24 protein-coding genes, 1 tRNA gene and 2 pseudogenes are annotated in these 24,242 nt (G+C 65.3%); 18 read left to right on the top strand and 9 right to left on the bottom strand.

Annotated elements, in window-relative coordinates:
* Positions 1–42: 42 nt before the first annotated feature.
* The 11 genes from ADBZ6K_RS10925 to ADBZ6K_RS10875 all read left to right on the top strand — a co-directional run bounded on the left by ADBZ6K_RS10925 (position 43) and on the right by ADBZ6K_RS10875 (position 10,260).
* On the top strand, positions 43–840 hold the full coding sequence (locus ADBZ6K_RS10925) for a serine/threonine-protein kinase (RefSeq protein WP_526346803.1): 798 nt from the start codon (positions 43–45) through the stop codon (positions 838–840).
* Positions 840–1,160 carry a hypothetical protein gene (locus ADBZ6K_RS10920; RefSeq protein ID WP_526346411.1) on the top strand — a complete coding sequence of 107 codons (321 nt, stop codon included), beginning with the start codon at positions 840–842 and terminating at the stop codon, positions 1,158–1,160. Before ADBZ6K_RS10925 ends, ADBZ6K_RS10920 begins: the two co-directional genes overlap by 1 nt.
* A gap of 786 nt (positions 1,161–1,946) precedes the next feature.
* Positions 1,947–3,326, top strand: a complete 1,380-nt coding sequence (locus ADBZ6K_RS10915) for a PE-PPE domain-containing protein (RefSeq protein ID WP_526346409.1) — start codon at positions 1,947–1,949, stop codon at positions 3,324–3,326.
* 91 nt (positions 3,327–3,417) lie between these two features.
* Positions 3,418–3,897, top strand: coding sequence for a nitroreductase family deazaflavin-dependent oxidoreductase (locus ADBZ6K_RS10910; RefSeq protein WP_526346407.1), 480 nt, complete (start codon positions 3,418–3,420; stop codon positions 3,895–3,897).
* A gap of 18 nt (positions 3,898–3,915) precedes the next feature.
* Entirely contained in the window at positions 3,916–4,446 is a 531-nt protein-coding gene (locus tag ADBZ6K_RS10905) for an AMIN-like domain-containing (lipo)protein (protein WP_526346405.1), read from the top strand.
* 275 nt (positions 4,447–4,721) lie between these two features.
* A complete protein-coding gene (locus ADBZ6K_RS10900; RefSeq protein WP_526346403.1) occupies positions 4,722–5,282 on the top strand; it encodes an OsmC family protein in 561 nt (186 codons plus the stop codon).
* A 26-nt stretch (positions 5,283–5,308) separates the two neighbouring features.
* On the top strand, positions 5,309–6,541 hold the full coding sequence (locus ADBZ6K_RS10895; RefSeq protein WP_526346401.1) for an NAD(P)-binding domain-containing protein: 1,233 nt from the start codon (positions 5,309–5,311) through the stop codon (positions 6,539–6,541).
* 11 nt (positions 6,542–6,552) lie between these two features.
* Entirely contained in the window at positions 6,553–7,719 is a 1,167-nt protein-coding gene (locus ADBZ6K_RS10890; protein ID WP_526346399.1) for an NAD(P)/FAD-dependent oxidoreductase, read from the top strand.
* Between the two features lie 11 nt (positions 7,720–7,730).
* Positions 7,731–9,002: an MFS transporter gene (locus ADBZ6K_RS10885; protein WP_526346397.1), complete on the top strand. Its 1,272-nt coding sequence runs from the start codon at positions 7,731–7,733 to the stop codon at positions 9,000–9,002.
* The gene (locus tag ADBZ6K_RS10880) at positions 8,932–9,366 is read left to right on the top strand and encodes a MaoC family dehydratase (RefSeq protein WP_526346395.1); all 435 of its coding nucleotides are present in this window, start codon (positions 8,932–8,934) and stop codon (positions 9,364–9,366) included. The genes ADBZ6K_RS10885 and ADBZ6K_RS10880 overlap by 71 nt, the downstream gene beginning before the upstream one ends.
* An 81-nt stretch (positions 9,367–9,447) precedes the next feature.
* The gene (locus tag ADBZ6K_RS10875; RefSeq protein ID WP_526346393.1) at positions 9,448–10,260 is read left to right on the top strand and encodes a glycoside hydrolase family 16 protein; all 813 of its coding nucleotides are present in this window, start codon (positions 9,448–9,450) and stop codon (positions 10,258–10,260) included.
* 21 nt (positions 10,261–10,281) lie between these two features.
* On the opposite strand, the gene ADBZ6K_RS10870 is transcribed toward ADBZ6K_RS10875, so the two are convergent.
* Complete coding sequence (locus tag ADBZ6K_RS10870; RefSeq protein WP_526346391.1) at positions 10,282–11,598, bottom strand: MFS transporter; 1,317 nt, start codon at positions 11,596–11,598, stop codon at positions 10,282–10,284.
* Positions 11,599–11,746: 148 nt separating this feature from the next.
* Between ADBZ6K_RS10870 and ADBZ6K_RS10865 the strand changes: the two genes are divergently transcribed.
* Entirely contained in the window at positions 11,747–11,893 is a 147-nt protein-coding gene (locus ADBZ6K_RS10865; protein WP_526346389.1) for a hypothetical protein, read from the top strand.
* On the opposite strand, the gene ADBZ6K_RS10860 is transcribed toward ADBZ6K_RS10865, so the two are convergent.
* Positions 11,883–12,773, bottom strand: a complete 891-nt coding sequence (locus ADBZ6K_RS10860) for an LLM class flavin-dependent oxidoreductase (RefSeq protein WP_526346387.1) — start codon at positions 12,771–12,773, stop codon at positions 11,883–11,885. The genes ADBZ6K_RS10865 and ADBZ6K_RS10860 overlap by 11 nt on opposite strands.
* A 33-nt stretch (positions 12,774–12,806) precedes the next feature.
* Positions 12,807–13,946, bottom strand: a complete 1,140-nt coding sequence (locus ADBZ6K_RS10855) for a zinc-binding dehydrogenase (protein WP_526346385.1) — start codon at positions 13,944–13,946, stop codon at positions 12,807–12,809.
* Between the two features lie 490 nt (positions 13,947–14,436).
* On the opposite strand from ADBZ6K_RS10855, the gene ADBZ6K_RS10850 reads away from it, so the two are divergent.
* Entirely contained in the window at positions 14,437–15,321 is an 885-nt protein-coding gene (locus ADBZ6K_RS10850; protein WP_526346383.1) for an AIM24 family protein, read from the top strand.
* Here ADBZ6K_RS10850 and ADBZ6K_RS10845 read toward each other — a convergent pair.
* The 6 genes from ADBZ6K_RS10845 to ADBZ6K_RS10820 all read right to left on the bottom strand — a co-directional run bounded on the left by ADBZ6K_RS10845 (position 15,318) and on the right by ADBZ6K_RS10820 (position 19,608).
* On the bottom strand, positions 15,318–15,704 hold the full coding sequence (locus tag ADBZ6K_RS10845; protein ID WP_526346381.1) for a hypothetical protein: 387 nt from the start codon (positions 15,702–15,704) through the stop codon (positions 15,318–15,320). The genes ADBZ6K_RS10850 and ADBZ6K_RS10845 overlap by 4 nt on opposite strands.
* Positions 15,701–16,408 carry a hypothetical protein gene (locus ADBZ6K_RS10840; RefSeq protein ID WP_526346379.1) on the bottom strand — a complete coding sequence of 236 codons (708 nt, stop codon included), beginning with the start codon at positions 16,406–16,408 and terminating at the stop codon, positions 15,701–15,703. Before ADBZ6K_RS10840 ends, ADBZ6K_RS10845 begins: the two co-directional genes overlap by 4 nt.
* Before the next feature lie 51 nt (positions 16,409–16,459).
* Positions 16,460–17,557: a serine hydrolase domain-containing protein gene (locus tag ADBZ6K_RS10835; RefSeq protein WP_526346801.1), complete on the bottom strand. Its 1,098-nt coding sequence runs from the start codon at positions 17,555–17,557 to the stop codon at positions 16,460–16,462.
* A gap of 43 nt (positions 17,558–17,600) precedes the next feature.
* On the bottom strand, positions 17,601–17,723 hold the full coding sequence (locus ADBZ6K_RS10830) for a hypothetical protein (protein ID WP_526346377.1): 123 nt from the start codon (positions 17,721–17,723) through the stop codon (positions 17,601–17,603).
* Positions 17,724–18,302: 579 nt separating this feature from the next.
* Positions 18,303–18,376, bottom strand: a tRNA-Leu gene (locus ADBZ6K_RS10825).
* A 20-nt stretch (positions 18,377–18,396) separates the two neighbouring features.
* Entirely contained in the window at positions 18,397–19,608 is a 1,212-nt protein-coding gene (locus tag ADBZ6K_RS10820) for a site-specific integrase (protein ID WP_526346375.1), read from the bottom strand.
* A gap of 182 nt (positions 19,609–19,790) precedes the next feature.
* Between ADBZ6K_RS10820 and ADBZ6K_RS10815 the strand changes: the two are divergent.
* From ADBZ6K_RS10815 to ADBZ6K_RS10795, 5 genes and pseudogenes are all read left to right on the top strand, one after another.
* A pseudogene (locus ADBZ6K_RS10815) lies at positions 19,791–19,892 on the top strand (helix-turn-helix transcriptional regulator); the annotation flags it as partial.
* Positions 19,893–20,026: 134 nt separating this feature from the next.
* The gene (locus tag ADBZ6K_RS10810) at positions 20,027–21,334 is read left to right on the top strand and encodes an AICE element replication initiation protein (protein ID WP_526346373.1); all 1,308 of its coding nucleotides are present in this window, start codon (positions 20,027–20,029) and stop codon (positions 21,332–21,334) included.
* A gap of 22 nt (positions 21,335–21,356) precedes the next feature.
* Positions 21,357–22,730, top strand: a pseudogene (locus ADBZ6K_RS10805) (ISL3 family transposase).
* Positions 22,667–23,071 (top strand): AICE-type RepA C-terminal domain-containing protein, encoded by a 405-nt coding sequence (locus tag ADBZ6K_RS10800; RefSeq protein ID WP_526346371.1) that lies wholly within the window; start codon positions 22,667–22,669, stop codon positions 23,069–23,071. Before ADBZ6K_RS10805 ends, ADBZ6K_RS10800 begins: the two are co-directional and overlap by 64 nt.
* Positions 23,072–23,508: 437 nt before the next feature.
* A complete protein-coding gene (locus ADBZ6K_RS10795) occupies positions 23,509–24,168 on the top strand; it encodes a hypothetical protein (RefSeq protein WP_526346369.1) in 660 nt (219 codons plus the stop codon).
* The last annotated feature ends 74 nt before the right edge of the window (positions 24,169–24,242 follow it).

Here is a 24,242-nt window from a genome sequence, read left to right as displayed (position 1 = left end):
GCACCATCCGTTTGCCTCCAATAGGATGTGACCGTGTCGGTGATGCCGCCAGGAGCGCGCATCCAGGACTTCATCGTCGAACGGGTCCTCGGCCGAGGCGGGCACGCCGCCGTCTACCGGGCACATCATGCCGCCAGGCCTGAGCTCGTCGTCGCCCTCAAGGTGCTCGACGAAAATCATCGCGGAACCGTCGAACTGGAGCGACTGCAAAGAGAATTCGCGTTCGCACGGCAACTCGATCATCCCCATGTCGTCACGGTGTACGAATGCGGCCGGCACTGGCTGGCCATGGAGCTGCTATCCGGCGGAATCGTCGCGGACGCACCATCGCTTTCCGTCCGCCTGACCGCGCTGGAACAGATCGCCGACGCGCTGGACTACGCCCATCGCAGCGGGATCGTGCACTGCGACGTCAAACCGTCCAACATTCTCCTGTCGGCGGACTTCGACCGGTTCGGCGCGAAGCTGATCGACTTCGGCGTCGCCCGGTCTGCTGCCGATGCGGAGCCTGCGGCACGTACCACCCACCTCGCCGGAACATTGCCCTACGCCGCACCGGAACTGCTGCGAGGCGGCCCACCGACGCCGGCCAGCGACGAGTACGCGTTGGCGTGCACTCTTGTCGAAGTCCTCACCGGCACACCACCGTTCCGGTCGACGAACGCGATGGCACTGGTGGACGCACACCTGCACGCCGACCCGCCACGGATCTCCCGCCACATCGTGTGGATCCCCCACGCGGTTGACTCGATCCTGGCCAAGGCAATGGCCAAGGACCCGAGCCAGCGGTACGGCTCGTGTGCGCGGTTGGTCGCGCTGATCTCACGAGCGGTGAGATGATGACCCGTATGGGAGCCAGGTTGCCGTCCGCTCGTCGGCTGATCATCGCTGGTGCCTTGGTGGCCGCGGCGGCGGCCCCGGCGCTCACATTCGTCGCCGCAGCGCCGGCAGACGCGCCCGCCCGACTCGCGGACTGCCCCATCGGCGAAGAGGGGGATCTCTTCACCGATTCATGCATCCCTTATCTCGCGCCGAACTCTCCCGCAGCGCCTGAGATGGGTGGCACTCAGATCAGCCCGCCCGGGCCCCAGATGCCGGGGCCCGTTCAGCCCGGGCAGCCCGAAGAAGAGCTTCAGGACATCAGCACGCCCGACTACTGAGCGCCGCATCGCGTTCTGGGTCTACCGCTCGAACGACAACACTCGCCAGGCCCCTTCACACGCATCGCGCCCCGCCGCGAGAACGTGGGCACAATGCATGCGACATTCCAGCTACATCGAACAAATTTGACGGTCGCGGTGTCGGCTCCCGTTGTGCACATGCGCCCCCTGGCAGCGTCTCGGACAATATCCGTGCCCGTCGACGTACAAAGACCGTACAAACTTCGACGTGCCGGGAACGACCGGGCGATCACCCTTCACGGATACGTGAGAAGTTCGCTGCCCAGCCGACAGCGAATTTCTCGGGCCAATTGCTCGGCAGGTGAACAGCGAACAGATTCTTTGCGCACTCATAGATCAATGGCGGCACCGGGACAGGCGGGCAGCCAAAGCCACAGGTGTAACGAGAGCATTGAAATGCCGCAAATCAAGGTCCGGGAAATCTGGAGTAACCCAGCGACCGATGGTCGTACACAGAGCCTGCACTAGCCTGCTTACCTGGGATTTTGCGCTTAACCCTTAGTTCATATTTCAATGCACGCAGCCGTGCAGCAACTGAACTGCGCCTCGAAAGCGGCTCGGGTAAATGTGCGCTTCGCGTCACATTAGACGATTCGAGAGAAGGTTGCACACCGCAGGGCGACGGCATGGTCGCAAATATTACGGAATCCCGTCGTGGGGCCTTCTTCCTCTGCGCAGACCGTTCGGATGCCTCACGATGCTTCTTGTGTCTGCTCACATTGCACGCCCTCAATTGCGTGACTGCATAAATCCGGCCCTCGCATGATGGCCGCCATCCGCGCGGCGATCGTCGCCCTGATCGCCGTTGCGGCTGCGGTACTGGCGGCGGTCACGTCCATGACATCGGCAATTGCCTCTACAGCCCTGTTCGTCCCCGGGTTGTTCTCGCCCACGATCCCCGATCTGCTGATGCGCAACGTGCTGCGCGGGGAGTTCGCCGACGACACCAGGGAAAGTGTCTTCTGGCCTGCGCAGTCGGGTCCCTTTTTCGGGGTTATCACCATGGGCCAGTCGGTCGCCATCGGCGTCCCATTCCTGCACAACGCGATCGACGAGGCCGTCGAAAGCGACGACCACGTCACCGTGATAGGCATCTCCGCCGGGTCCTTGGTGGTCGATGACGTCCTGCGGGGATTCGCCGACGATCCCTCGGCCCCCGACCCTGACAAGGTCAGCTTCTTGCTGATCGGTGACGGAAGCCGCCAGATGCTGCGAATGGGCCAGGGCGGGATCTACAACGGGCTTCTCGACTACACCGTTCAGCCCCTTCCGGACACCCCGTACGACGTGGTCATCGTCAACGGGGAGTACGACGGGTACGTCGATTTCCCCGACCGGCCGTGGAACCTGACCGCAGCCGCCAATGCCCTCGCGGGTGGCATCTTCATGCACCTCAATTCGGCGTACGCGGATCTGTCGGCGGTCCCGCCGGAGAACGTGACGCGGACCGTCAACTCGAAGGGCGGTGTGACAACCACCTATCTCGTCCCGGCGAAGAACCTTCCGCTGGTCCAGCTGGTCCCCGTGCTGGCCCCGTATGAAGACGAGTTGAAGGAGATCGTCGACGCCGGCTACAGCAGGAATGACCCGACCGAAGCGGCGACGACGGCTGCCGCCGAACCGACCAGCACGCAGCCGGTGGTTCAGCGGTCCGCGCCCACCGTGGCTTCGGTGCTCGCCCCCGTGACGGACGTCCAGGACGACGTGAAGCCCGCCGCACAGCCGGCGGTCGCAGACCTCCCCGCGGCAGACACACCTGACGCAGACGCGGATGAGGACGTCGCCAAGCCAACCCTCAAGGGGTTGACCCAGCGCGTGGTCAGCGATCTCACCGATCTCACCGAGGAGATCGACCTGTCAATCCGCAAGGCGCCGAATGGATTCGGCGCCACCGCCAAGCCCCATCCGACGCTCCTCGCGGACCTGGCCGGGGGCAACAAGTTCTCCCCCTTGACGGCATCGGATCGACGCGCACGTCTCGCGGGTGACCAGGCCGCCGCCGCGGTCGGCGCCGTGACGGAACCGCTTCGCCGGCTGTTCTCCGGCCAGACCACATCGACGAAGACGACGGAGGCCCCCGCGGGGGGCACCCCGGCGGCGTCCACCAAGAAATCGCCGTCCTCGGACGCCGACACCGCGGGATAGACCCTCGCTGCGTCGAACGTGCCGGAGACCTGGGTAGCCTCGACTGGGAGGCCGTCGCAGCCGACGTCGGCACGGTGGTGACAGGAGACCCATGAGACAACCGGTCAAGGCGGCGGCAATCCTGGTGGCGGTCGCGGTAGCCGTCGTCGCGACGCTCGCGGCCTCCGTGCGTTGGCAGATCACACCCCTGCTGACGGCCATCCGTAAGTTCAATCGCGTCGTCACCAACCCAGGCGCGCTGCGCACCGCAGGATCCGATTCGAGTGGCACCGCTGTCATCCATCACGTCGGCAGGCGCAGCGGCCGGAGTTACCGGACGCCGGTGACCGCCGAGCGCGTCGGGACCGGCTTCGTCATCGGGCTGCCCTACGGCACCACCGCGGACTGGGTGCGCAACGTCTTGGCCAGCGGCGGGGCGTTGCTCGAAACCGATGGGCGCCAAGTGATGACGCGCAATGCGGTGATCGTGCCCACGGGTGACGTGAGCGCGGAGCTGCCGCGCGCCCAGCGGCAGGCGTTGCGGCTGTTCGGAGTGTCGCAGTGCCTGCGACTGGACGTCGTCACGCCATAGCCGTCCGGGTGCGAGAACATGCGAGCCCTGATCGTTGCTGTGTGTGTCGCACTGACAATGCTGTTGTCGGCCTGCGGAAACGCGGCAGTCTCCTCGCCATCCCCGCCGCCGACCACCGCCTCGACAGCAGACGTCAGCGGGGAAGGAACCGGCGGCACCGGGCATCTTGCTGCCGTCCGGCTTGCGCCCAGAGACGGCTACGACCGGCTTGTCCTCGAATTCACTGACACGGTGCCCAGTTACACCATCGGCTACCGACCGCTTCCGGCGCACGCCGACGGATCGGGCGACGAGATCCCGCTGCCCGGCGCAAGCACTTTCGTACAGGTGACACTCATCGGGGCGACGGGTGGCGGCTGGGGCGGCGTCGAGCGCACGTACTTCGGACCGTCGACCCTGACTGCCGATACCGCGGTCGTCACCGAAACCACGCGGGCCGGCGACTTCGAGGCCGTGCTGACATGGGTTGTGGGCATGCGCTCCGAGGTGCCGTTCCTCGTCTCCGAACTCGACGGGCCACCCCGCCTCGTCATCGATTTCCAGCACTAGAGGGCTTGGTCTGGCGGACGGAATTCTGGCCGACCTCGAAGTGCACCGGGGCGATAAGCCAATCCCCATCCCGCGTGTCGACAACGTCGAGTGGATGCTCTGATCCCACGCCTGAGCACCACGAGATGGGCGGGTGGTGCGGACCCCAAAATAGGGGCAAATGCCCCATGCGCTACCCAGCGGTGGTGGCCGAGCATTGCGGCAAGGGCGACATCAGCGCCCCGGCAAATCCCGAACGGTCCGCAGCGCCGATCACGACAGATGGAGAATTTTCAATGACCACGATGCACAGTGCGGTCGACAACGGTGTCAACGTCGAGGCCCTGCTCGGCGCCCGCGAGGCCATGTCCGATTCGCCGGAGATCGCCGAGTTTCAATGGCGCGCAAAGGTTTCGTGGGTCAGTGGCACCCACAGCCGCTCGACGGTGGACACCTTCTACGGATTCGGCGCGGAACAGCAGCACAAGCGCACGTTCACTTACGACGCCGACCACCCCCTCGCGTTCGCCGCTCAGGACAACGGCGTCACGCCGGTCGAATACGTGCTGGTCGCCCTGGGCGGCTGCCTCACCGCAGGTGTCGCCTCGATCGCGCAGCAGCGACAGATCCAGTTGCACTCGGTGCAGGCCGACATCGAAGCCGAGCACGACCTGCACGGGATTCTGGGTGCCGACCCGCAGATCCGCAACGGGTTCAGCGGCGTCAAGGTGACCTACCGGATCGACGCGGACGCGACTCCCGAGCAGATCAGGGCCGTGGTCGCACAGTCGCAGAAGCGTTCGGCTGTCTACGACATGCTCGCCAATCCGACCCACGTCACCGTCGAAGTGTCCTGACCCGCAGCGTGTGACAGGGAGCCGTCATGCTCAAGACAACCACCCTTGTGGTGGGTGCCGGGCACAGCGGGCTCGCCATGAGTCGCTGCCTCACCGATCGGTCCATCGACCACGTCGTCGTGGAACGCGGTGAGGTGGCGCACTCGTGGCGCACCCAGAGGTGGGATTCGTTGCGGCTGCTCACGCCGAACTGGATGACCCGGCTGCCGGGTCACATCTACCGCGGTGACGATCCCGACGGATATCTGACCGCCGCCGAAGTCGTCGAACTGATCGCCGGATACGCCAAGGATTCCGACGCTCCCGTGCGTGCCAACACCACCGTGACCTCGGTACGCCGGTGCGACGGCGGATATGTGGTGCACACCGATCAGGACGTGTGGCACACCCGCTCGGTCGTACTCGCGCCTGGCGCCGCCGCTATCGCCAAAGTTCCTGCGGCGCAACAGGGTCTGCCTGCCGGGATCACCGAGATCACGCCACTGGACTACCGCAACCCCGACCAGCTGCCCGACGGCGGAGTGCTCGTCGTCGGAGCCTCGGCAAGCGGCATTCAGATCGCCTGCGAACTGCAGCATTCCGGTCGCCAGGTCACCCTGGCGGTCGGCGAGCATGTGCGGATGCCGCGCGTCTACCGGGGCAAGGACATCCTGTGGTGGATGGACGCCGTGGGAATGCTCGACGAGCGCTATGACCAGATTCCCGACCTGATGCGCGCGCGCCACCTGCCGTCGATGCAACTCGTGGGCTCACCGGAGCGACGCACCCTCGACTTGAACGCACTCCGTGCGCTCGGAGTCGTGCTGGTCGGGCGGTTGGCCGGCGTCCAGGACGGCATCGCGCAGTTTTCCGGCTCGCTGCCGAACATGCTGGCACTGGCGGACCTCAAGCTTGGCCGGCTGCTCGACAACATCGACTCATGGGTTGCGGCAACGGGATTGGACGGCATTGATCCGCCGGAACGCTTCGCACCGACCGCGATCGCCGGAACTCCGTCGCTGTCGCTGGACCTTCGCCGCGGAGCGATCCGCACCATCGTCTGGGCCACCGGCCTTGGCCCGGATCTGTCATGGGTCGACGTCGAGGTGTTCGACCGGTTCGGTCGCGTGCGCCACGACGGCGGTGTCACCACCAGCCCCGGCCTGTACCTGATGGGAATGCCGTTCCTGCGTCGGCGCAAGTCGACACTGATCGACGGAGCGGCTGCCGACGCCGCAGATCTCAGCGCACACCTTGCGCGCCACCTCGATTTCACGTGAGGACACCTCCAATGGACGACCACTATGACGCGATCATCGTCGGCGGCCGGTGCGCCGGTGCGGCAACGGCGTTGCTGCTGGCCCGCGGTGGGATGCGGGTGCTGGTCCTGGAAGCGTCGCGGGCCGGGACCGACACGTTGTCGACCCATGCGTTGATGCGTGGCGGCGTCCTCCAGTTGCACCGGTGGGGTCTGCTCGACGCCGTCATCGACGCCGGTACGCCGGCCATTCGCGCAACCGAGTTCGCTTACGGCGATGACGTCACGACGGTGGACATCCGGCCGGGTGACGGCATCTCCGCGCTGTACGCCCCACGCAGAACCGTTCTCGATCCGGTACTGCTCGCTGCGGCCCGCGACGCCGGCGCCGAGGTTCGGACGGGGGTCCGGGTGACGCGGGTACTCAACGACGGCGGAAGGGTTTTCGGCGTCGAGGGGATCGAGCGTGGAACCGGGGCGGGTTTCCGCGCGACCGCCCCGCTGACCATCGGTGCCGATGGCAGGAACTCGACGGTCGCCATGGCGGTCAACGCCCCATTCCGCCGCCGCGGCACCGAGTGCACCGCGATTCTCTTCGGCTACTTCGCCGGCCTGCCGAGCGACCGCTACCACTGGGCATACCGGCCCGGCTCGGCCGCGGGCGTGGTGCCGACGGGCGACGGGCTGGCCTGCGTCTGGGCCGGCACAGCGGGCGGCAGATTCGCCAGGCGGCGGTCGGGGGACCTGAGGAGCGACTACGACGGGTTGCTCGCCGAGGCCGCCCCGCACGTGGCCGCCGCCATCGGCTCCGCGCCGTCCGTCGGTGCGCTGCGCGGCTTTCCGGGCACGCCCGGCTGGATCCGCGCGTGTGCGGGAGCGGGCTGGGCTCTGGTGGGCGACGCAGGCTATTTCAAGGACCCGATCACCGCCCACGGCATCACCGATGCCTTGCGCGACGCGGAACTGCTGGCCCGGGCGGTGTTGGCTGCGCCACGCGGCCGACGTGGCCAGCGCGAGGCACTCGCCGACTACGAACGGACCAGGGACCGGCTGTCGGAGCCGTTGTTCGACATCACCGAACGCATCGCCGCCTTTCGCTGGGATCTCGACGAACTACGCGGCCGGCTTCACGAGCTGAGCGCGGCGATGCGGCCCGAGGTCGACACATTGCTGGCGATCGATGAAATGCCAGCGGCCTGAAGGGAATTCGCGTGCTGAAGACCTCCTCAGCCCAGCGCATGCTGATTGCAGTGGTCGAGGTACTGGGCCTGAGCGTCTGGTTCTCGGCGACGGCGGTGCTGCCCAGCCTGCGTTCGGAGTGGAACATCTCGTCAACGGGTGCGGTGTGGCTGACCGCATCGGTGCAGATCGGATTCGTCTGCGGCGCTGTGGCTTCGGCTGCTCTCAACCTCGCCGACCGCTTTGTGCCGCAGCGGCTGTTGGCCGCATGTGCGCTGGGCGCCGCGACCTGCACGGCGGCTCCGGCACTGTTCGACACGGGATTCGGTGCCGCCGTCGCGATGAGATCCCTCACGGGGATGCTTCTCGCCGGGGTTTATCCGGTGGGGATGAAGCTGACCGCGTCGTGGGCCGCTTCGGGCAATCGCGGTCGGACGTTCGGTGTACTGCTCGCGGCGTTGACCATCGGCTCGGCGCTTCCCCATTTCATCGGCGGGCTGGGATCGTTGCCATGGAGAGGCGTCATGCTGACGGCGGCCACGCTGGCCGCGGCCGGCGCCGTCATCGCGTTGGCCGTGGTCAGGCCAGGCCCACACCTCGATATCCGCGCGGTCAGCATGCATCCGCGCCACGCGTTGGCGATATTCGTCGAACGTGGGCCGAGATTGGTGATGCTGGGTTACCTCGGCCACATGTGGGAGCTCTACGCCCTGTGGACGTGGCTGGCGATGTTCATCGTCGCCGGACGGCGCGAGCGTGGCGAGGCAGCCGCCGTGTCCGCGGAGTTGCTCACCTTCATGGCGATCGGGATCGCGGGCGCCGTTGGATGCCTCGTCGGCGGCTGGGCCGCCGACAGATTCGGGCGTCCCCCGATCGCGGGCGTCGCGCTGGTGATCAGTGGATCGTGTTGTCTGGTATCGCCGCTGGTCTTCACCGCTCCGACCGTCATTCTGGCCGTTTTCGTCATGGTGTGGGGTGCCGCGGTCATCGCCGATTCGGGCGTGTTCTCCACCGCGCTCAGCGAGACGACGGATCCGCGCTACGTCGGCACCGCACTGACTGCGCAGACCGCTACCGGGTTCCTGCTGACCGTCGTCACCATCCAGACCGTGCCGCTCGTCGCCGACCTGATCGGCTGGCGATATGCATTCCTGCTGCTCGCACCGGGCCCCGTGCTGGGTGCAGCGGCGATGTCCGCCCTGATCGCCCATCAACACCACCAGGAGGAAAATGATGACCACCCCAACCCGCCGCGCACTGCCCTTCGTCGGTCAGACGGCGCAGCTCTCCCGCACCGTCAGTGACCGCGACATCCTGCTGTTCACCGAAATCAGCGGCGACCGCAACCCACTGCACTACGACGAGGCCGCGGCCAAGGCCTCACGGTTCGGGGAGATCGTCGTTCAGGGCGGCGTGACCAGCGCCATCCTCAACGCCGTCGTCGCAGAGGAGCTACCGGGGCCGGGGTCGGTGTTCCTGAACGTCAACTGGTCGTTCAAGGCACCGGTGCGTTGCGGTGACACGATCACCGGACGCGTCGAAGTCACCTCGGTGCGCTCCGACAAGCCGATCACGGAGCTGAAGACCACGGTGACCCGCGACGACGGAACCGTCGTCCTGGACGGTACGGCAGTGTGCTACACGATGGACATCTCTGCCGCGACATGACGGGAACGCATGGCTGCGCACGGGCCTGATCGCGGTGGTCCGCGTGCACGGCGGTGGCGTCCATGCGGCTAGCGTGTCGGCATGGCCGACTTGAATCGACGACACGTGATGGCGTTGGCGGGGCTGGGCTTTCTAGGGGCCGCCGTCACGCCTCCGAATGCAGCGGCACTCCCGCTCGCGCCGCAGGCCCCTCCCGGTGGGTCCTACGTATTCGACGACGAGTTCGACGGGCCGGCCGGCTCGGCGCCCGACTATTCCAAGTGGACGGTGGCGACGGCACGCGAGACCATTCAGGACCCGACGTACTGGGAGCTTCCCGCGAACGTCGGGCAGTATCGCGACGACCGCAGGAACGTCTTCGTCGACGGGAAGTCGAACCTGGTCATCCGCGCCACCAAGGAGGGCGACACCTACTACGGCGCCAAGCTGGCGAGCGTCTGGGAAGGCGGCGCAGGCCATACCTGGGAAGCACGGGTCAAGTTCAACTGCCTGACCCCCGGCGCCTGGCCGGCGTTCTGGTTGGGAAGCCTCGGGCAGGGCGAAGTCGACATCGTCGAGTGGTACGGCAACGGCCACTGGGCATCGGGGACCACCGTGCACGCCAAGTCCAACGGAGGCGAATGGGAAACCCACGGCCTCATCGTGGACAGCGGGTGGCACACCTGGCGCACACACTGGGACGCCGACGGCGCGCAATTCTGGCGGGACTACACCGACGGGGCTCAGCCGTACTTCACGGTTTCAGCGGGCCAACTGCCGGACTGGCCGTTCAGCCAGCCCGGCTACACCATGTTCGTCGTGCTCAACCTCGCGGTCGCCGGGTCCGGCGGAGGCGATCCCTCCGGCGGGAGCTACCCCGCCGACATGCTCGTCGACTGGGTGCGCGTCTGGTAGCACACCGCAGGACGGCGCGGTTCATTCACTCTGCAGTGCAACGCCTTTCGTCTCCGGTAGCAGAATCGTCGATACGAGACTGACCAGGACGACCGTCGCCATCATGATGCCGATGGCAGGCACGCCCCACGCCGCCAACAGCGGTGCGGCGGCGATGGTCGGCACGGCGCCACCCACCAGGCCGGCGAGGTTGAGCGACAGGCCCGTGCCGCTGTAGCGATACCGTGTGCCGAAGATCTCCGGGATGAACGCCGCCATCGGGCCATACGCAGTGCCGGCGATCGCGTAGGTGACCACCATCGCCAGCGCGAAGAGCGCGGCCTTGCCCGTGTCGATCAACGGAAGCACGACGAAGCACCACGGCGCACCGACGGCGAACGCGGCCATGATGACGCGGCGGCGGCCGAAGGTGTCACTCAGCACGGCGCTGAGCATGTTGAACACCACCACGACGACGCCGCCCACCAGCCCGACCACCAAGATCAGCGTCGGCGAGAAGCCCACGTGCGTATGGGCGTAGCTCATGAAGTACGCGTTGGCCATGTAGCCCAAGGTGAAGAACCCGATCATGCTGCCCGCGGCGAGAACCACTTCGCGCCGCTGGGTGGCGAACAGCGCGGCCAGCGGTGTCACCGCCGTCGTGTCATGTGAGGTCGTCGCGCGAGCCTTCTGCGCGGCGAAGACCGGAGTCTCGGCCACGTTGAGCCGCACGTAGAGGGCGATCGCGATCAGCACCGCGCTGAAGAGGAACGGGATTCGCCAACCCCAATCGAGGAACGCCTGACTGTTCTCGCCGATCGTCTGGTTCACCGCCAGGAACAGCAGGCTACTCATGACAAGCCCACTGCCGACGCCCATCTGGGTGAACATTCCGTAGCGGCCCCGGGCTTCGGCCGGTGCGTTCTCGGCGGCCAGCAGGGCGGAGCCGGCCCATTCACCACCGACCGCGAACCCCTGCAGCAGGCGCAAAGACAGGAGGATCAGCGGTGCGGCGATTCCGATCGTCGCCACACCGGGTACCAGCCCCACCGCCAGAGTGGACAGCCCCATGATCAGCAGGGTCGCGATCAGGGTCGACTTGCGGCCGAGGCGGTCGCCGAAGTGCCCGAAGAACGCCGCTCCGACGGGGCGGGACACGAACGCCGCGGCGAAGGTCGCCATCGACGCGAGGACCGCCATCGTCGGCCCCAGGTGCGGGAAGAACACCTTGGGGAACACCAGCGCGGCCGCCGTTCCGTAGATGTAAAAGTCGTAGTACTCGATCGCGGACCCGACGAAGCTCGCCCACGCGACGCGCCGCATCGAAGTGCCCTGCGGTTCGGCCAGTTGCGTTGCCATTGTCGCTCCTCGGTCGCTGAATTCCGTCCGAAGCTATGTCGCCATGGGGCGACGAAGCGCGGTTGTGTGCGCTACTGGACCTATCCAGCGATCTTCACGTTCTGCGCATTGTGCTCACGGTTGTCGCGCATACACCTAGTCACCGCCGGTGAGGATCAATGTCGGCGTCGGCTTCGGCGATCTCGCCAGTTGGAGCGACGAACGGATCGCCTTCCAGCACAACGAGATCCGCCAAGTTGCCGCCGTTTCGATGCGACCCACGTTGGCAACAACAGCGACCCTGCCTACGCGTTGAACGTGCCGAAGACTCGTTCACCGGTGGTGTGGATGTAATCTGAGCTGGCGACGTACGGGATCGTGAACAAGAACGTGTCGATTCCAGACTCGCGGTACTCGTTGATTCGCTCGATGCATTTCTGCGGTGACCCGACGATCAGGCCGGATTCGGGAATGGAGGCGAATTCCCTGCGGACCTGCTCCTCCTGCTCGGCGGAGTCGGTGGGTGCAAGCAACGTCGTCACCGACAGTCGCAGTGTGGCGGGGTCACGCCCCACCGCGGCACACGACTCGGCCAGGTATTGCGTTCTGTCTCTTACCTTCTCGGGTGACCACCAGCGGATGTTGATGCCCTGGGCAGAACGGGCCGCCATCCTCTGCACGCGGAGCCCTTCGCCCCCCACCCACAGCGGTGGATGTGGCTGCTGCAGCGGTGGTGGGTCGCAGTCGAATTCACGCTGGAACCAGCCGGCCCCCAAACCCAGTTCGAGTCTCCCCTCGGAAATGACGTCCAACGTGGCCGCCATCTTGGCCAGCACCGCGGGATGGCGATACGAGTTGCACAGGACGCTGGTGCCCAGACGGATGCGCGTGGTGTCTCGAGCCAGCGCGGTGAGCGCCGTCCATCCCTCCAACAGAGCCATCGACGTCGGGGGCGTACCGGCAATCGCCTTCTGCGCGCCGGCCGGGGTGATGCCCGCGTCCTGAACGTAATCTTCCGGGCTCGTGGTGAGGAAGTGATCGCACAGCCAAATCGAGTCGAAGCCATAGCTTTCGGCGATGTTGGATACCCGGACCATCTCGGGATAGTGGCTGACCGCCAGGCCGTTGATCGTCAGAGCCAGAATCAATCCGAAGTGGAGCCTGCCGGGATTCGACTCGCCGACGTCGTCCACCATCGCGGTCCACCTTCGGGTCCTGGTCATCAGGGGCTAGGCCTGTGGAGTCACCAGAAACTTCTCGCCGGTTGCCCGCTTGACGTAGGCATTGAAAGCGTCCGGCCTGAGCATGCCAGCGAGGGATACCTCCCGGGTGTAGGAGCTTGCGAATGTCGTGGTGAGCTCGGCAGCCACCCTGGCCCGAAGCCGCGCGACGGCCTCGGCCCCCGCCTTCTGCAGGAAAGGGGTCAGCAGCCATCCGCCGATACCCCACGCCATGCCGTAATCCCTGGTCAGGGTCGTCGGAGACGTATCGAGTGCGCCGTAGATGTACACCTGCTTGTGAACCGTGGACCCGTAGCGCGAATACTCCGCCGTCGTCGTGCTGGCCGCCGCCTCCATACCACTGAGAATCTGACTGGCGAGTGTGCCACCGCCGGTGGCGTCGAATGCGAGCGTCGCGGACGTCGCCTTGAGCGCCTCGACGAGATCGGTCGCGAACGACGGCGAGGACGAGTTGCAGACGTGGAGTGCGCCGAGCGACCTCAGCAATTCCTCCTGATCGGGTTTGCGGACGATGTTGACCAGCGGGACGCTATCCTTTCGGCAGATCTTGACGAGCATCTGGCCGAGATTCGATGCGGCCGCCGTGTGCACCAGTGCTGAATGGCCTTCGCGGCGCATGGTTTCCAGCATTCCCAGAGCCGTGAGCGGGTTGACGAACGACGATGCGCCGTCCTTGGCCGTCGCTCCCTCGGGCAACACCAGGCACATCGCGGCGTCGACGGCTCGGTACTGCGAATACATTGCGCCACCGGCAATCCCCACTGTTTTCCCGAGCAGGGCCTGGGCGGCCGCCGACGACCCCGCCGCCACGACGGTGCCCGCGCCTTCGTTACCCACCGGAAGGGATTGCTCCAGGCGCGCGGAAAGCCGTTTCAGCGCACCCGCCGGCAACGACGCGGTGACGATTGGGCGCTCCGGCGTCCCCGCCACCGTCGCAGTCGACATGTCGGCGCCCGCAGTCAGCAGACCCAGGTCGGACGGGTTGATGGGCGAAGCCTCCACCCGGACCACCACGCCATTGGCGGCGGGGGTCGGTACCGGAACGTCGTGAAGTGAGAGCTCGAGCGTCCCGTTCGACGACACCTGCGAGCGCAGTTCCAACGCGGTGTCGGGCACATCTGCGGTCATCGTGCGCCTCGTTCCTGTTGTGCTCACGAGCACTCCAAACCCGGACGGCACGAATACTAGTCCCGGCCGTCAACCGCGACGATGCGGTGACCCCCGCGCGGAGACGGGCAACGCGAACACCGGATCACACGTGTGTCGTCAGAACGGGCAGAAGACGGCACCCGTCAAGCTACTGTTGCCGGGGTGCGACCATTCGTGGTGCTGGTAAGTGCAGCTGCCATGGGACTGGCGTGCGCTCCGGCAGCGCACGCGGCTCCCATACCGCAGCAGCGAGTCTCCGACTGCGACTCCAATTACGAGGGCGCCTGCGTGCCGATAGCCAGTGACGTTGACTGCGCCGGCGGTAGCGGTAACGGTCCGGAGTACGTGTCGGGCCCTGTTTACGTCGTCGGAGACGACATCTATGAACTCGATCAAGACGGCGATGGGGTTGCGTGCGAAAACTGACGGCGGTCCTGCATCTGGATAGCAGACCTGTGGAAGAACACCCGTGACAGGATCCAACGCCGGCAGTTGGCAGCCCGATCCCGAAGGCCGATACCAGTTCCGGTGGTGGGACGGTCGGCAGTGGACCGACCAGGTGTCACACCAGGGACAGGTGGGACGGGCGCCGCTGGGCGCGCCGCCGGCCGAGGCGGCGGCCCCCCAGGCACAGTCCGCCGCTCCCCAGGCGCAGGCGATGAGTGGCCCGCCGATGGGCGACGGATTCGCGGGGATCACAGGCGATCTGGTCGACGGACGGTTCAGCGAGAAGGAAGCGAAGCCGATCGGCAATCAGAATTCGAAGATGTTGCGGGTGCACCTCGGTGAGCCGTTCATGGCGCGTCAGGGTTCGATGGTGGCCTACCAGGGCAACGTCAACTTCGCCTTCGAGGGCGGCGGCGCATCGAGGTTCCTCAAGAAGGCGCTGACAGGAGAAGGTTTGCCGTTGATGCGCTGCCAGGGCCAAGGCGATGTGTTTCTCGCTGACCGGGCCACCGATGTGCATCTGCTCCACCTGACGAACGCGGGTCTGTCGATCAGTGGGCGCAACGTGCTCGCCTTCTCCTCAAGCCTCGACTGGAACATCGAGCGCGTCAAAGGCGGGAGCGTCGCCACCGGCGGGCTGTTCAACACGACATTGCGCGGCAACGGCTGGGCGGCACTGACCACCGACGGCCCGCCGGTTGTCCTCGATGCCGCGGAAGCCCCGACGTTTGCCGACACCAATGCGGTCGTGGCCTGGTCTGCGAATCTACAGACGCACCTCACCTTCAGCTTCAAGGCGGGCGCGCTGATCGGGCGGGGCTCCGGCGAGGCGATGCAGGTGTCGTTCGAAGGGCGCGGGTTCGTGATCGTTCAGCCCTCGGAGGGCATCCAGCTTCCCGCCGGCTAGCCCGTCCCGCTCGGCTCGACGTGATACGAGATCGGTTCCCGAACGACCAATTCGACACTGTCACCGACATCGACGATCACAGGGTCTTCGCTCGGCCGTGGCGTGAAGGAGATTTGGAGCAGACCGTAGAAGTCGTCGGTCATGACGAATGTTTGCGCGCGGGCGAACAATGGCTGGGTGTCGAACACCCTCACCCGTAGCTTCTCGCGGTTCAGTCTCCCCAGCTCCCTGCCGGATTCGGGATCGGTGATCACGGGCCCCGTGCGGGAACTGACCGCGAAGACCATGCCTGCCACCACGCCCGCTTCGGCACCTCGGTTGATGACCAGCGTGTGGTCATCCTCGATATGGGCGACCTGTCCGGTGATGACCTTTCCTGTCACGACGCCGCCAACGAATTGCTTTCTCGCAGTGCCGATGCTGATCCGACCCCGGCCCGGATCCGGGGTCGTAGGTCGCCCGCGCCAACCGGCACGCTGAAGTCACCCGCATCGTCCTGCTCGGTTCCCAGGGTGAGCTCGACGGCCGTCTTCGCTTGGAAAAGCGCGATCACCGCCTGTTGGTGATGTTCGGTGCCCAACGAGGTGAGGGCCAGCGCGAGCTTCCTGTCGACGTACTGGACCGATCGCTGCAGTTCCGACGTGTCCGGTTGCGCTGGTTGCGGATTGGTGTGCTGCGCGGCTTCGCCGCCGAGACCGCTGTACCAGCGGTATCCGAGAACTCCCAGGACCGCCGAGCACACCGGCACCACGACGACGATGCAGACCAGGCCGACGGTGGTCTGCAGGGTGATCGCGCCCACGACCCCGAAAAGCATGAGCAGGCCCGCGCACACGAACAGTCGCAGGGCTGGCGGCACTGCCCCGGCGGCGCGCCCCGCCTTCGTGACAGCGCGCGTGCCGAATCGTGCACTGTCGGCGACGACCATGGAGATGGATTTGACGGCCTTCACGGCGGCACGACTCATACCGTCGACACGCTCGTGGGTGACCGGGGATTTCGGCATCGACCACGCCCGCTTCTGCGCCGAGGAGTCGGCCGCCGCCTCGGTTTCCGGCGCCTCAGCCGTCGGCTCTGCTTTAGTCACACTCGCATCAACAACCACGGGTGGGTGGGCAGGCATTCATACCGCCCCAATTCATCTGGTGGTAGTCGGCGTTGGAGAGGGCGCGACGGAAAGGCCGGCATAGATCTCGTCGAGCAGAGCCAGCATAATCGCGTTCGCGGTAATCTCCCCGTCTGGAGCCCTGGTCAAGTTGGCCCAAATGACGATCGTCACATCGTTGTCAGGGTCGTATCCCATGAACGAATTGAAGCCAGGAAGCTCACCGCCGTGGAAGTACATCGCGGCAGTCGGGCTGAAACGCTGGTAGGCGATGCCCCACCCATAGCTCTGTCCGTCCGGTTGATCCGGATCCTCCGCCTGCAAGCTGGATAACCATTGCTGGTGGTAGTCGGCATTGAAGACCCTGCCCGAGACGAGCGCCTGCACCCATACGGCCAGGTTGTCGGCTGTGGAGATAGCGCCCCCGGCGGCGTTTGCATAGGACGGGTTCTGGTTGGTGTAGTCGCGGGGTTGAAGTGTTCCGTTCTCTGCCGCGGATTGCACGTCGGCGGGGTAGGGGTCATCCCCGAGCGCGTAGTAGGTTCCGCCGTAAAGGTAGCCATGTGAGTACGGCGCGGGCATCGCGGAGTCGTCGATGGCAGGAAGGGACGTCTGTCCGAGGCCCAGCGGACCAAACAGCCGGTCGCGGAACTGCTCGGCGAGCGGCCGCCCGCCGACCTTCTCGGCGATGAGGCCCAGCAGGACGTAGTTGGTGTTGCTGTACTCATAGGACGTGTCCGCAGCGAACTGCGGCGGGTGCCGGAACGCGATGGCCAATACGTCCCGCGGTGTAAAGACCTTGGCCGGGTCGGCATCCAGAGCGGCCGACAACTCGGGATCGTCGGTGTAATTGAAGAGGCCGCTGCGCATCTTCAATAGATCTTCGATGGTGATCGTCGGCCCGTTGGGCACATCCGGTACGTAGGCGGATACCGGGTCGCTCAACTTCAATTTGCCGTCCTGGGCGAGCAGCACGATCACCGCCGCAGTCATGGTTTTTGTATTGGATCCGATCCGGAAGTGAGTGTTCGCATCCGGCGGCGTCTGCGCACCAAGTTCGGTGGTGCCGACGGCCGTGTCGACCGTCCCCTGCGGCGTGCGCAGCACCACCATCGCCCCGGGGATCTTCATCTTCTTCACCGCTGCATCGACGACGGCCCGAAAGGCGTCCTGATCAATAGGTTTCAGGGCGCTCCCTGGTGGTGGGGCGGTAGTTGTAGCCGTCGTCACGGGTCCCGTGGATGCTGTGGGTGTCTCGGCAGTGGTCGCGCAGCTCGGGATCAGCAGCAGGAGGCACGCGAGGATCCCGACGACCCGAAGGGGTGGGCGCGTCTCGTAATAGTCGATCATCGCGGTCACCACCGTCTCGGCTATGGCCGCACGCAGTCCTGATCTCGGGGCTACGCCGGGCCGACTTCGAATCCGTATGGAGAAGCGTAGCCCCCTCGAAGCCATCGACTGAATCATCCGGGCCGGTCCGTGAGATCCTCCAGCACACGGGCGCCCGTATCATTTCACTGCAGCGATTTTCAGCACGAGACCAATGTGTCGCGGACACTTCGACGTGACCGCAAACGCATTGCAGCGCTTCGCATCACCGCTGGACCGCGCTGATACGCCGACCGGCATCGGCCTGTCCCTGCGAACGCAGCGCAGCCGATCGCGGGCATGAGTCAGACAAATCCCATTGGAGCCAGGCAAGCCGGTATACGGCCATCCAGGGGAACGGGCATGACGCCCTACGCTAAGCCGCCCCAACACCAAGTTAGCTACGGGCGCAACTCCCGCGCCGCGATCCCGCCGCGGCGACGCCGGGGTGCGCGACGTTGCGAAGCCTTTTCGAAGCCCACAAGACGCCTCTCCCAGGCATATCCGGTGCCCCCAGTCGGACTCGAACCGACACTGTGCGGATTTTAAGTCCGCTGCCTCTGCCAATTGGGCTATGGGGGCTATGCAGCTCAGAGCATACTTCAGGCCGTTTCAGTCCCATTCTGACGTCTCGAATACCGCAGTGATACCGCAGTGTTATCGATGGCCTTGCCCAGCGCAGCTGCCACACCGCTCAAATCGTCGTTAAGCAGGTGCCCATAACGGTCGAGCGTCATGGCCGCCGTTGCATGGCCTAGGAGTCTCTGCACGACCTTGACGTTAGCGCCTGCACTGATCGCCAGTGACGCCGTGGTGTGTCTCAGGCCGTGAGGTACGAGCCCGTCAATCCCGACGTCTTCGCACGCGTTGTCGAATGCCCAGCGGTACTCACCGAGTGGTAGGAACCCGCCCTTCCGGCTGGGAAACACCAGCGCGTTCGGGTCGGCGGGCAACTCCGCCTTGAGTTTCTTCCAGACAGGTTCAGGCACTGGCACGTGGCGATCCCGCTTCGTCTTGGTCGTTGATTCCACGATGCCCTTGCCGGTGACCGCGGTTGCGGACGAGCGCACCGTCAGCACCCGATCCCCCACATGCCGGCGTCTTAGTGCGACTGCCTCCCCGAACCGAAGGCCGCAATAGCCCAGCACCAACGTCAGCGTCTCGAAACGATCTGCAGCCTTGGCGAGCATCAGAAGCTCGGCATGGCTCAGGTAGCGCCGCTCACGCTCGGCTTGTTCGGGAAGATCTTCATCCCGCTTGATCTCGAGTGCCACATTCTTCGCGACCCTGCCGGTCCGTTGGGCGTACTTGAGGACAGCGCCCACCAGCTGATGCGCCTGCGTAATCCGACTTGCCGATAGACCGGTTCCGCGTTGCCCACCGTCGACCGAGAGCGCCCCCAGCCAGGTTGAATAGGACTCATAGTCAAGCCGTTTGAGCGGAACACTTTCCCACTTCGGCAGCACCACGGTGTCAAGCAACGAACGGTAGCCTGCAACGGTTTTCGGCTTACGGTGCTGTTTGGTGGCGAACCACTGCTCGGCGACCGATCCGAACGTCTCCGCGCTCTTCCGCGGATCGACATACTCACCACGCTGGAGATCAGCGGTCAGCCCGTTGAGGTATGCCTGCGCATCCGGCTTGCGCTGGAAACTCTTGGTGCGTTCAGCGCCCGTGCTGTCGACCCACCTGACACGCCATCGCGAAACCTTGCCGTATACCGCAGACCGCTCCGTGCGCATGGTCCCGTCTGATTCCTTGACGCGCTTGTGCCAGCGGTCATCGATCCCAGCTCGCTGATGCCTGGTAGTCACGCCCTGACGGTACCGCAGTGATCCGCTGTGCTCATCCGCCTTGTACGGGCTGTGCTGACGCAAGTCAGACCCGAGCTGAATCGACTGGAGGAAAGCAGATTGAGAACGGATACGACTGTGGTGGTGGACAAAGCACGATAGCCGTCAGCACTCTTGGATTGCAACGAGAAACGTGATTGAGGTTCACCTTGGGACGCCGCGTCGTGTATCGGCGCGACGAGGTTCTGCGCTGGATCTCAGAGCGGGAGAACGCCACTCGACGTGGAGGCGGCGACGCCGCATGACGGCCGCCCACAAAAAAGACCTCGGGGTCTAGCCGAGGTCTTTCGTTCGAACCACCCGATCACTCGACACGGAAGTTCGTCATGAGAATAGCCCGTCCACGCCGCCTGCAGAAGCACCATGGGCGGGAAAACCCATGAATGCCTACGCAGAGACCGACAAGAAGTCAGTAGCCGCGCGCCTTGTCGGCATGGCGCAAGAACGCTACCTCCTCGGAGTGTCCGAAGACGGCGAACCGTTCGGCGCCGACCGCACGCGCCCACACCTGGCGATGCTCCTCCGAGGCGGGCGGACCGGGCTGCGCGCCGACCTCGCCGCCCGCTACTTCACTGACACCGGCGCCGTCGCCGGAGGCCAGGCCCTCACGGACTCCACGCTGATCCTCGAGGGGCTGGCCGCCACACGGACGCCAGAGAGGCTGCACCTACGGGTGGCCGACCACGAAGGCACGATCTACATCGACACCGGACGTCCAGACGGTCAGGTCATTCGTATTGGGAACGGACGGTGGACCATGACCGGCACGGCGCCAGTGCGCTTCCTGCGAACCAAGCTGACCGGAGCGATGCCGGTGCCACCCGACGACGGCGACCTGACAACGCTCTGGGATTTCGTGAACGTCACCTCCGATGATCGACCGGTGCTCCTAGCGACACTCGTCGCGGCCCTGGTTCAGTGCGACGTCCCGCACCCGGTGCTGGCGCTCTTCGCCGAGCAAGGCAGCGCAAAGAGCACGACCACGCGCATGCTGGTCGATCTAATCGATCCTTCACCCGTGCCCCTTCGCCAGGCGCCACGCGACACCGACTCATGGGTGACCGCCGCGTCTGGGTCGTGGGTGGTCGCTCTCGACAACTTGTCGGCAATCCCACCCTGGCTGTCAGACTCGTTGTGCCGGGCCGCCACTGGCGACGGCAACGTGAAACGCGCTTTGTACACCGACTCAGATCTTGCTGTTCTCAAGTTCCGCCGCTGCGTCATCGTCAACGGGATCGACGTCGGTGCGGTCCGCCCCGACCTCGCGGAGCGGTTGGCGACAGTGGAACTTCGGCGCCTTGACCGGCACCGCCGCCAGCCCGAGGCCATGATGCGACACCAGTGGGAAAATGCCCTACCAGGGATTCTCGGCGGGTTGCTCTGGCTGGCCGCCGCTGTCCATCAGCGACTGGAAACCATCTCGATTAACCAGCCGCCACGAATGGCGGACTTTGGCCGCACTCTGGCGGCGGTGGACGAGGTGTTGGCCACTAAGGGCTTGCGGCGCTACATGTCCCGAGCGGATCAACTGTCCGAAGACAGCCTGTCCACTGACCCCTTCATCGAACGACTGCGCCTGCAGATACGAGAGTCGATCGTAGACCAGTCCGGTGGCGACTTACTGGCCATCACCGGCTCTTCCGACTTGATGGGGGTCTGGTGTGACCGATTGGGATCGTGTCGGTGACTGATTGAGGGCTCGCGCCCTTGTGAACTGGGTGTTCCTACGCATCCAGAAACAAGAGGCGCGAGCATGTCCCAGAGTAGTTCCCTGCTGCTCGGGCTCGACGGCATCACCGTGGAGTCCGTGGAGATCGCCGAGGATCGAATCCGCACAGTTTATGTCCTGACCGCCGCCGACCGGGTTGGTATGTGCCCTGGGTGCGCGATCCGGTCGTCGCGGTCGAAGGGCTGGGTGGCCACCCGGCCGCGTGATGTCAAGATCGGTTCGGATCGGCCGCGGATCGTATGGCGGAAGCGGAAGTGGTTGTGCACCAATAGCTTATGTCAACGGAAGTGTTTCACGGAGTCGGCGCCGTCGATCCCGCCGCGGGCTCGCATGACGGAACGGGCCAAGTCCGAAATGGCGCTGGGTGTGCTCGACGACGACCGGTCGGTCAAGGCGGTCGCCGCCGCCTACGGCTGCAGCTGGAACACCTGCCACGACGCGGTGATCTCGACCGCCGACCCGGTACTGGCCGCCGAACCCGAACCAGTGGCGGTGCTCGGGATCGACGAGACCCGGCGCGGAAAAGCCAAGTGGGAGACCTACTGCGCCGAGACCGGTGCCCGCCGGTGGGTGGACCGCTGGGACACCGGGCTGGTCGACATCACCGGCACCGGCGGGCTGCTGGTGCAGGTCAACGGGCGTGCCGCCAAACCGGTGACCGACTGGCTCGACAAGCGCGACCCGGCATGGAAGACCGGCATCGAATTTATCGCGATCGACATGTCGGCGACCTACGCGAAGGCCGCGCAGGAGGCGCTGCCGCACGCCCGGCTGATCGTTGATCGTTTCCACCTGGTCAAGAAGGCCAACGAGATGGTCGACGAGGTCCGACGGCGCACCACCGCGGCGCATCGCCTGCGCCGCGGACGCAAGACCGATCCGGAATGGATCAACCGGCGCCGGCTGCTGCGGGCCGCCGAACGACTCACCGACGACCAACGCACCCGGCTGTTCGAGCAGCTGACCTGGCGCCGACCCCAACGGAGACATCGCCGCCGCCTGGATCGCCAAGGAACTCCTGCGGGACGTATTGGCGTGCACCGCTCGTGGCGGCCTGCGCTACGAAATCACCGCCGCACTGTATCGGTTCTACGCGTTCTGCTCCGCCTGCTCGGTGCCAGAGATCGTCAGGCTCGCCGAAACAATCGAAACCTGGCAGGAGCCAATGATTCTCGCGATCCAGACCGGACTGTCCAACGCCCGCAGCGAAGGCTACAACAGGATTGTCAAACACGTCGGTCGCATCGCCTTCGGGTTCAGAACACCGGAAAACCAACGCCGCCGAGTACGGTGGGCCTGCACCCGCCAATCACGGCGAGCGCCATCCAGCACCAGACAGCTGCGCCCCTGCTAAATCGGAAGAGCCCCATCACCACACCCGTCGGCGACCACTGGCGACGCCCCAAAGAATGGCCGAAGAACGGCCGAGATGTCACCGCGATCCTGCGCCGGCATGCGCCGGCGCTTCGCAGCCTGGGGTGGGTCATCGAGGACGATGGCGCTCGGAACCACCGGAACGTGCTCCTGTGGACGATCTATCCGCCGCAGCAAGATTCGACGGCGGAACGAGCCTCGCAATCCTCGCGCCCCTCGCTCTCGCGGCTCGACGGCGGCACATCCAGTGCGCAGAGCAACGAATTGACGGCGGTTTCCGCGGCGTATGTCGAAGACGAACTCAGGGCCGAGGCCTTGTAAGCCCGCCGGGGACCGTTGTTGGGGATCCGATAACGGACAGTCTGAGCTGGTGACAGAAGGTCAGATGTCCGGTAGCAGAACCCTGCCGGTTACCCGATCCGGACAGTGGCGTTGCTTCGTGTCCGACACGGATAACTGGCACAGCTGGACTCTCACCAGCTGGGTAGCAGCCTTTGAGCTGCTCCCTCCCGCCACGGCTCACCGACGCCCGTTCACCACCAGCATTCGGCGCCACATCACCTGCCAGGCCCGAAACGGCTTGTTACGCGCGCGGTTCCGTGAAGGCCGATCAGGCCGAGCTGGCTGTCGGAAAACGTTAGGTATCACCCAGCGTCCGGAGGCTCGGTCCCGCTGGGCAGCCGTCACCTACCGCTGCAGCACCTCAACTAACGGTCCCTTTTCACCCGAGTCGGCCGGCCTGGTCGTACAGTTCATTCATGACGTCAAGCCATATCGCCTGGGAATTCCATGGCGGCTGGTCATTGCTGAACGCTCCAGGTCATGGCCTTGGCGCTTTCTTGGTGTCACCGGGCGCAGGTGGACTGGCGGCAGTCATTGCAGCGGTGATCGCGTTGATGGTAGCGCGTAGAACATCCAACGTAGACGGCGAAAAAGCCAGGCGCACGGAGAGATTGGAAGCAACGACTGCCGCGGTCGGGGTTCTCACCGATGCACTTCATAACGTGCGCCAGCGTCATATTCTTGTCTATAAGCAGCAGAGAAGCGGACAAGATCCCGCGGAGCGCAGCAAGTGGGAGGACGGGGCTTCCAAGCGTCACCGCACGGTTCCTGCAGCTATCGCACGAGTTCAGGCGGTCCGCGCGGACCCCGCGCTTTTCGTTGAGGCGCGAAAGGCAATCAACACCTATTCAAACTATTCATGGGCTCTGACAAATGGCAGGGAGGCCGAGGACGGGACTTGTCCAACGTCGGAAGATGTCAACGCCGCGGAGAGGAGGGCCAACTCGTCAATTGAAGCAATCAGCGAGAAGTTGCCAATACTCATCGAGCGGGAGGTTCCACTTCCCGGGGTGAAGAAGGCGTCGTGGTACAAGCCATGGACCTGGGTGCACAGCAGACGACAACATCCGCGATAAAGGCCTCGCAGAGGCGACAATTGCCACTGAAGGTCTCTTTGGGAGGAGATGACATCGAGTTCGAGAAGCGACAG

Origin of the sequence: Mycobacterium sp. (assembly GCF_044223235.1) — a bacterium.
In the GTDB taxonomy this organism is placed as follows: Bacteria; Actinomycetota; Actinomycetes; order Mycobacteriales; family Mycobacteriaceae; genus Mycobacterium.
The sequence above is the reverse complement of the archived record's forward strand: the minus strand, read 5'-3'. Positions and strand labels throughout refer to the sequence as shown.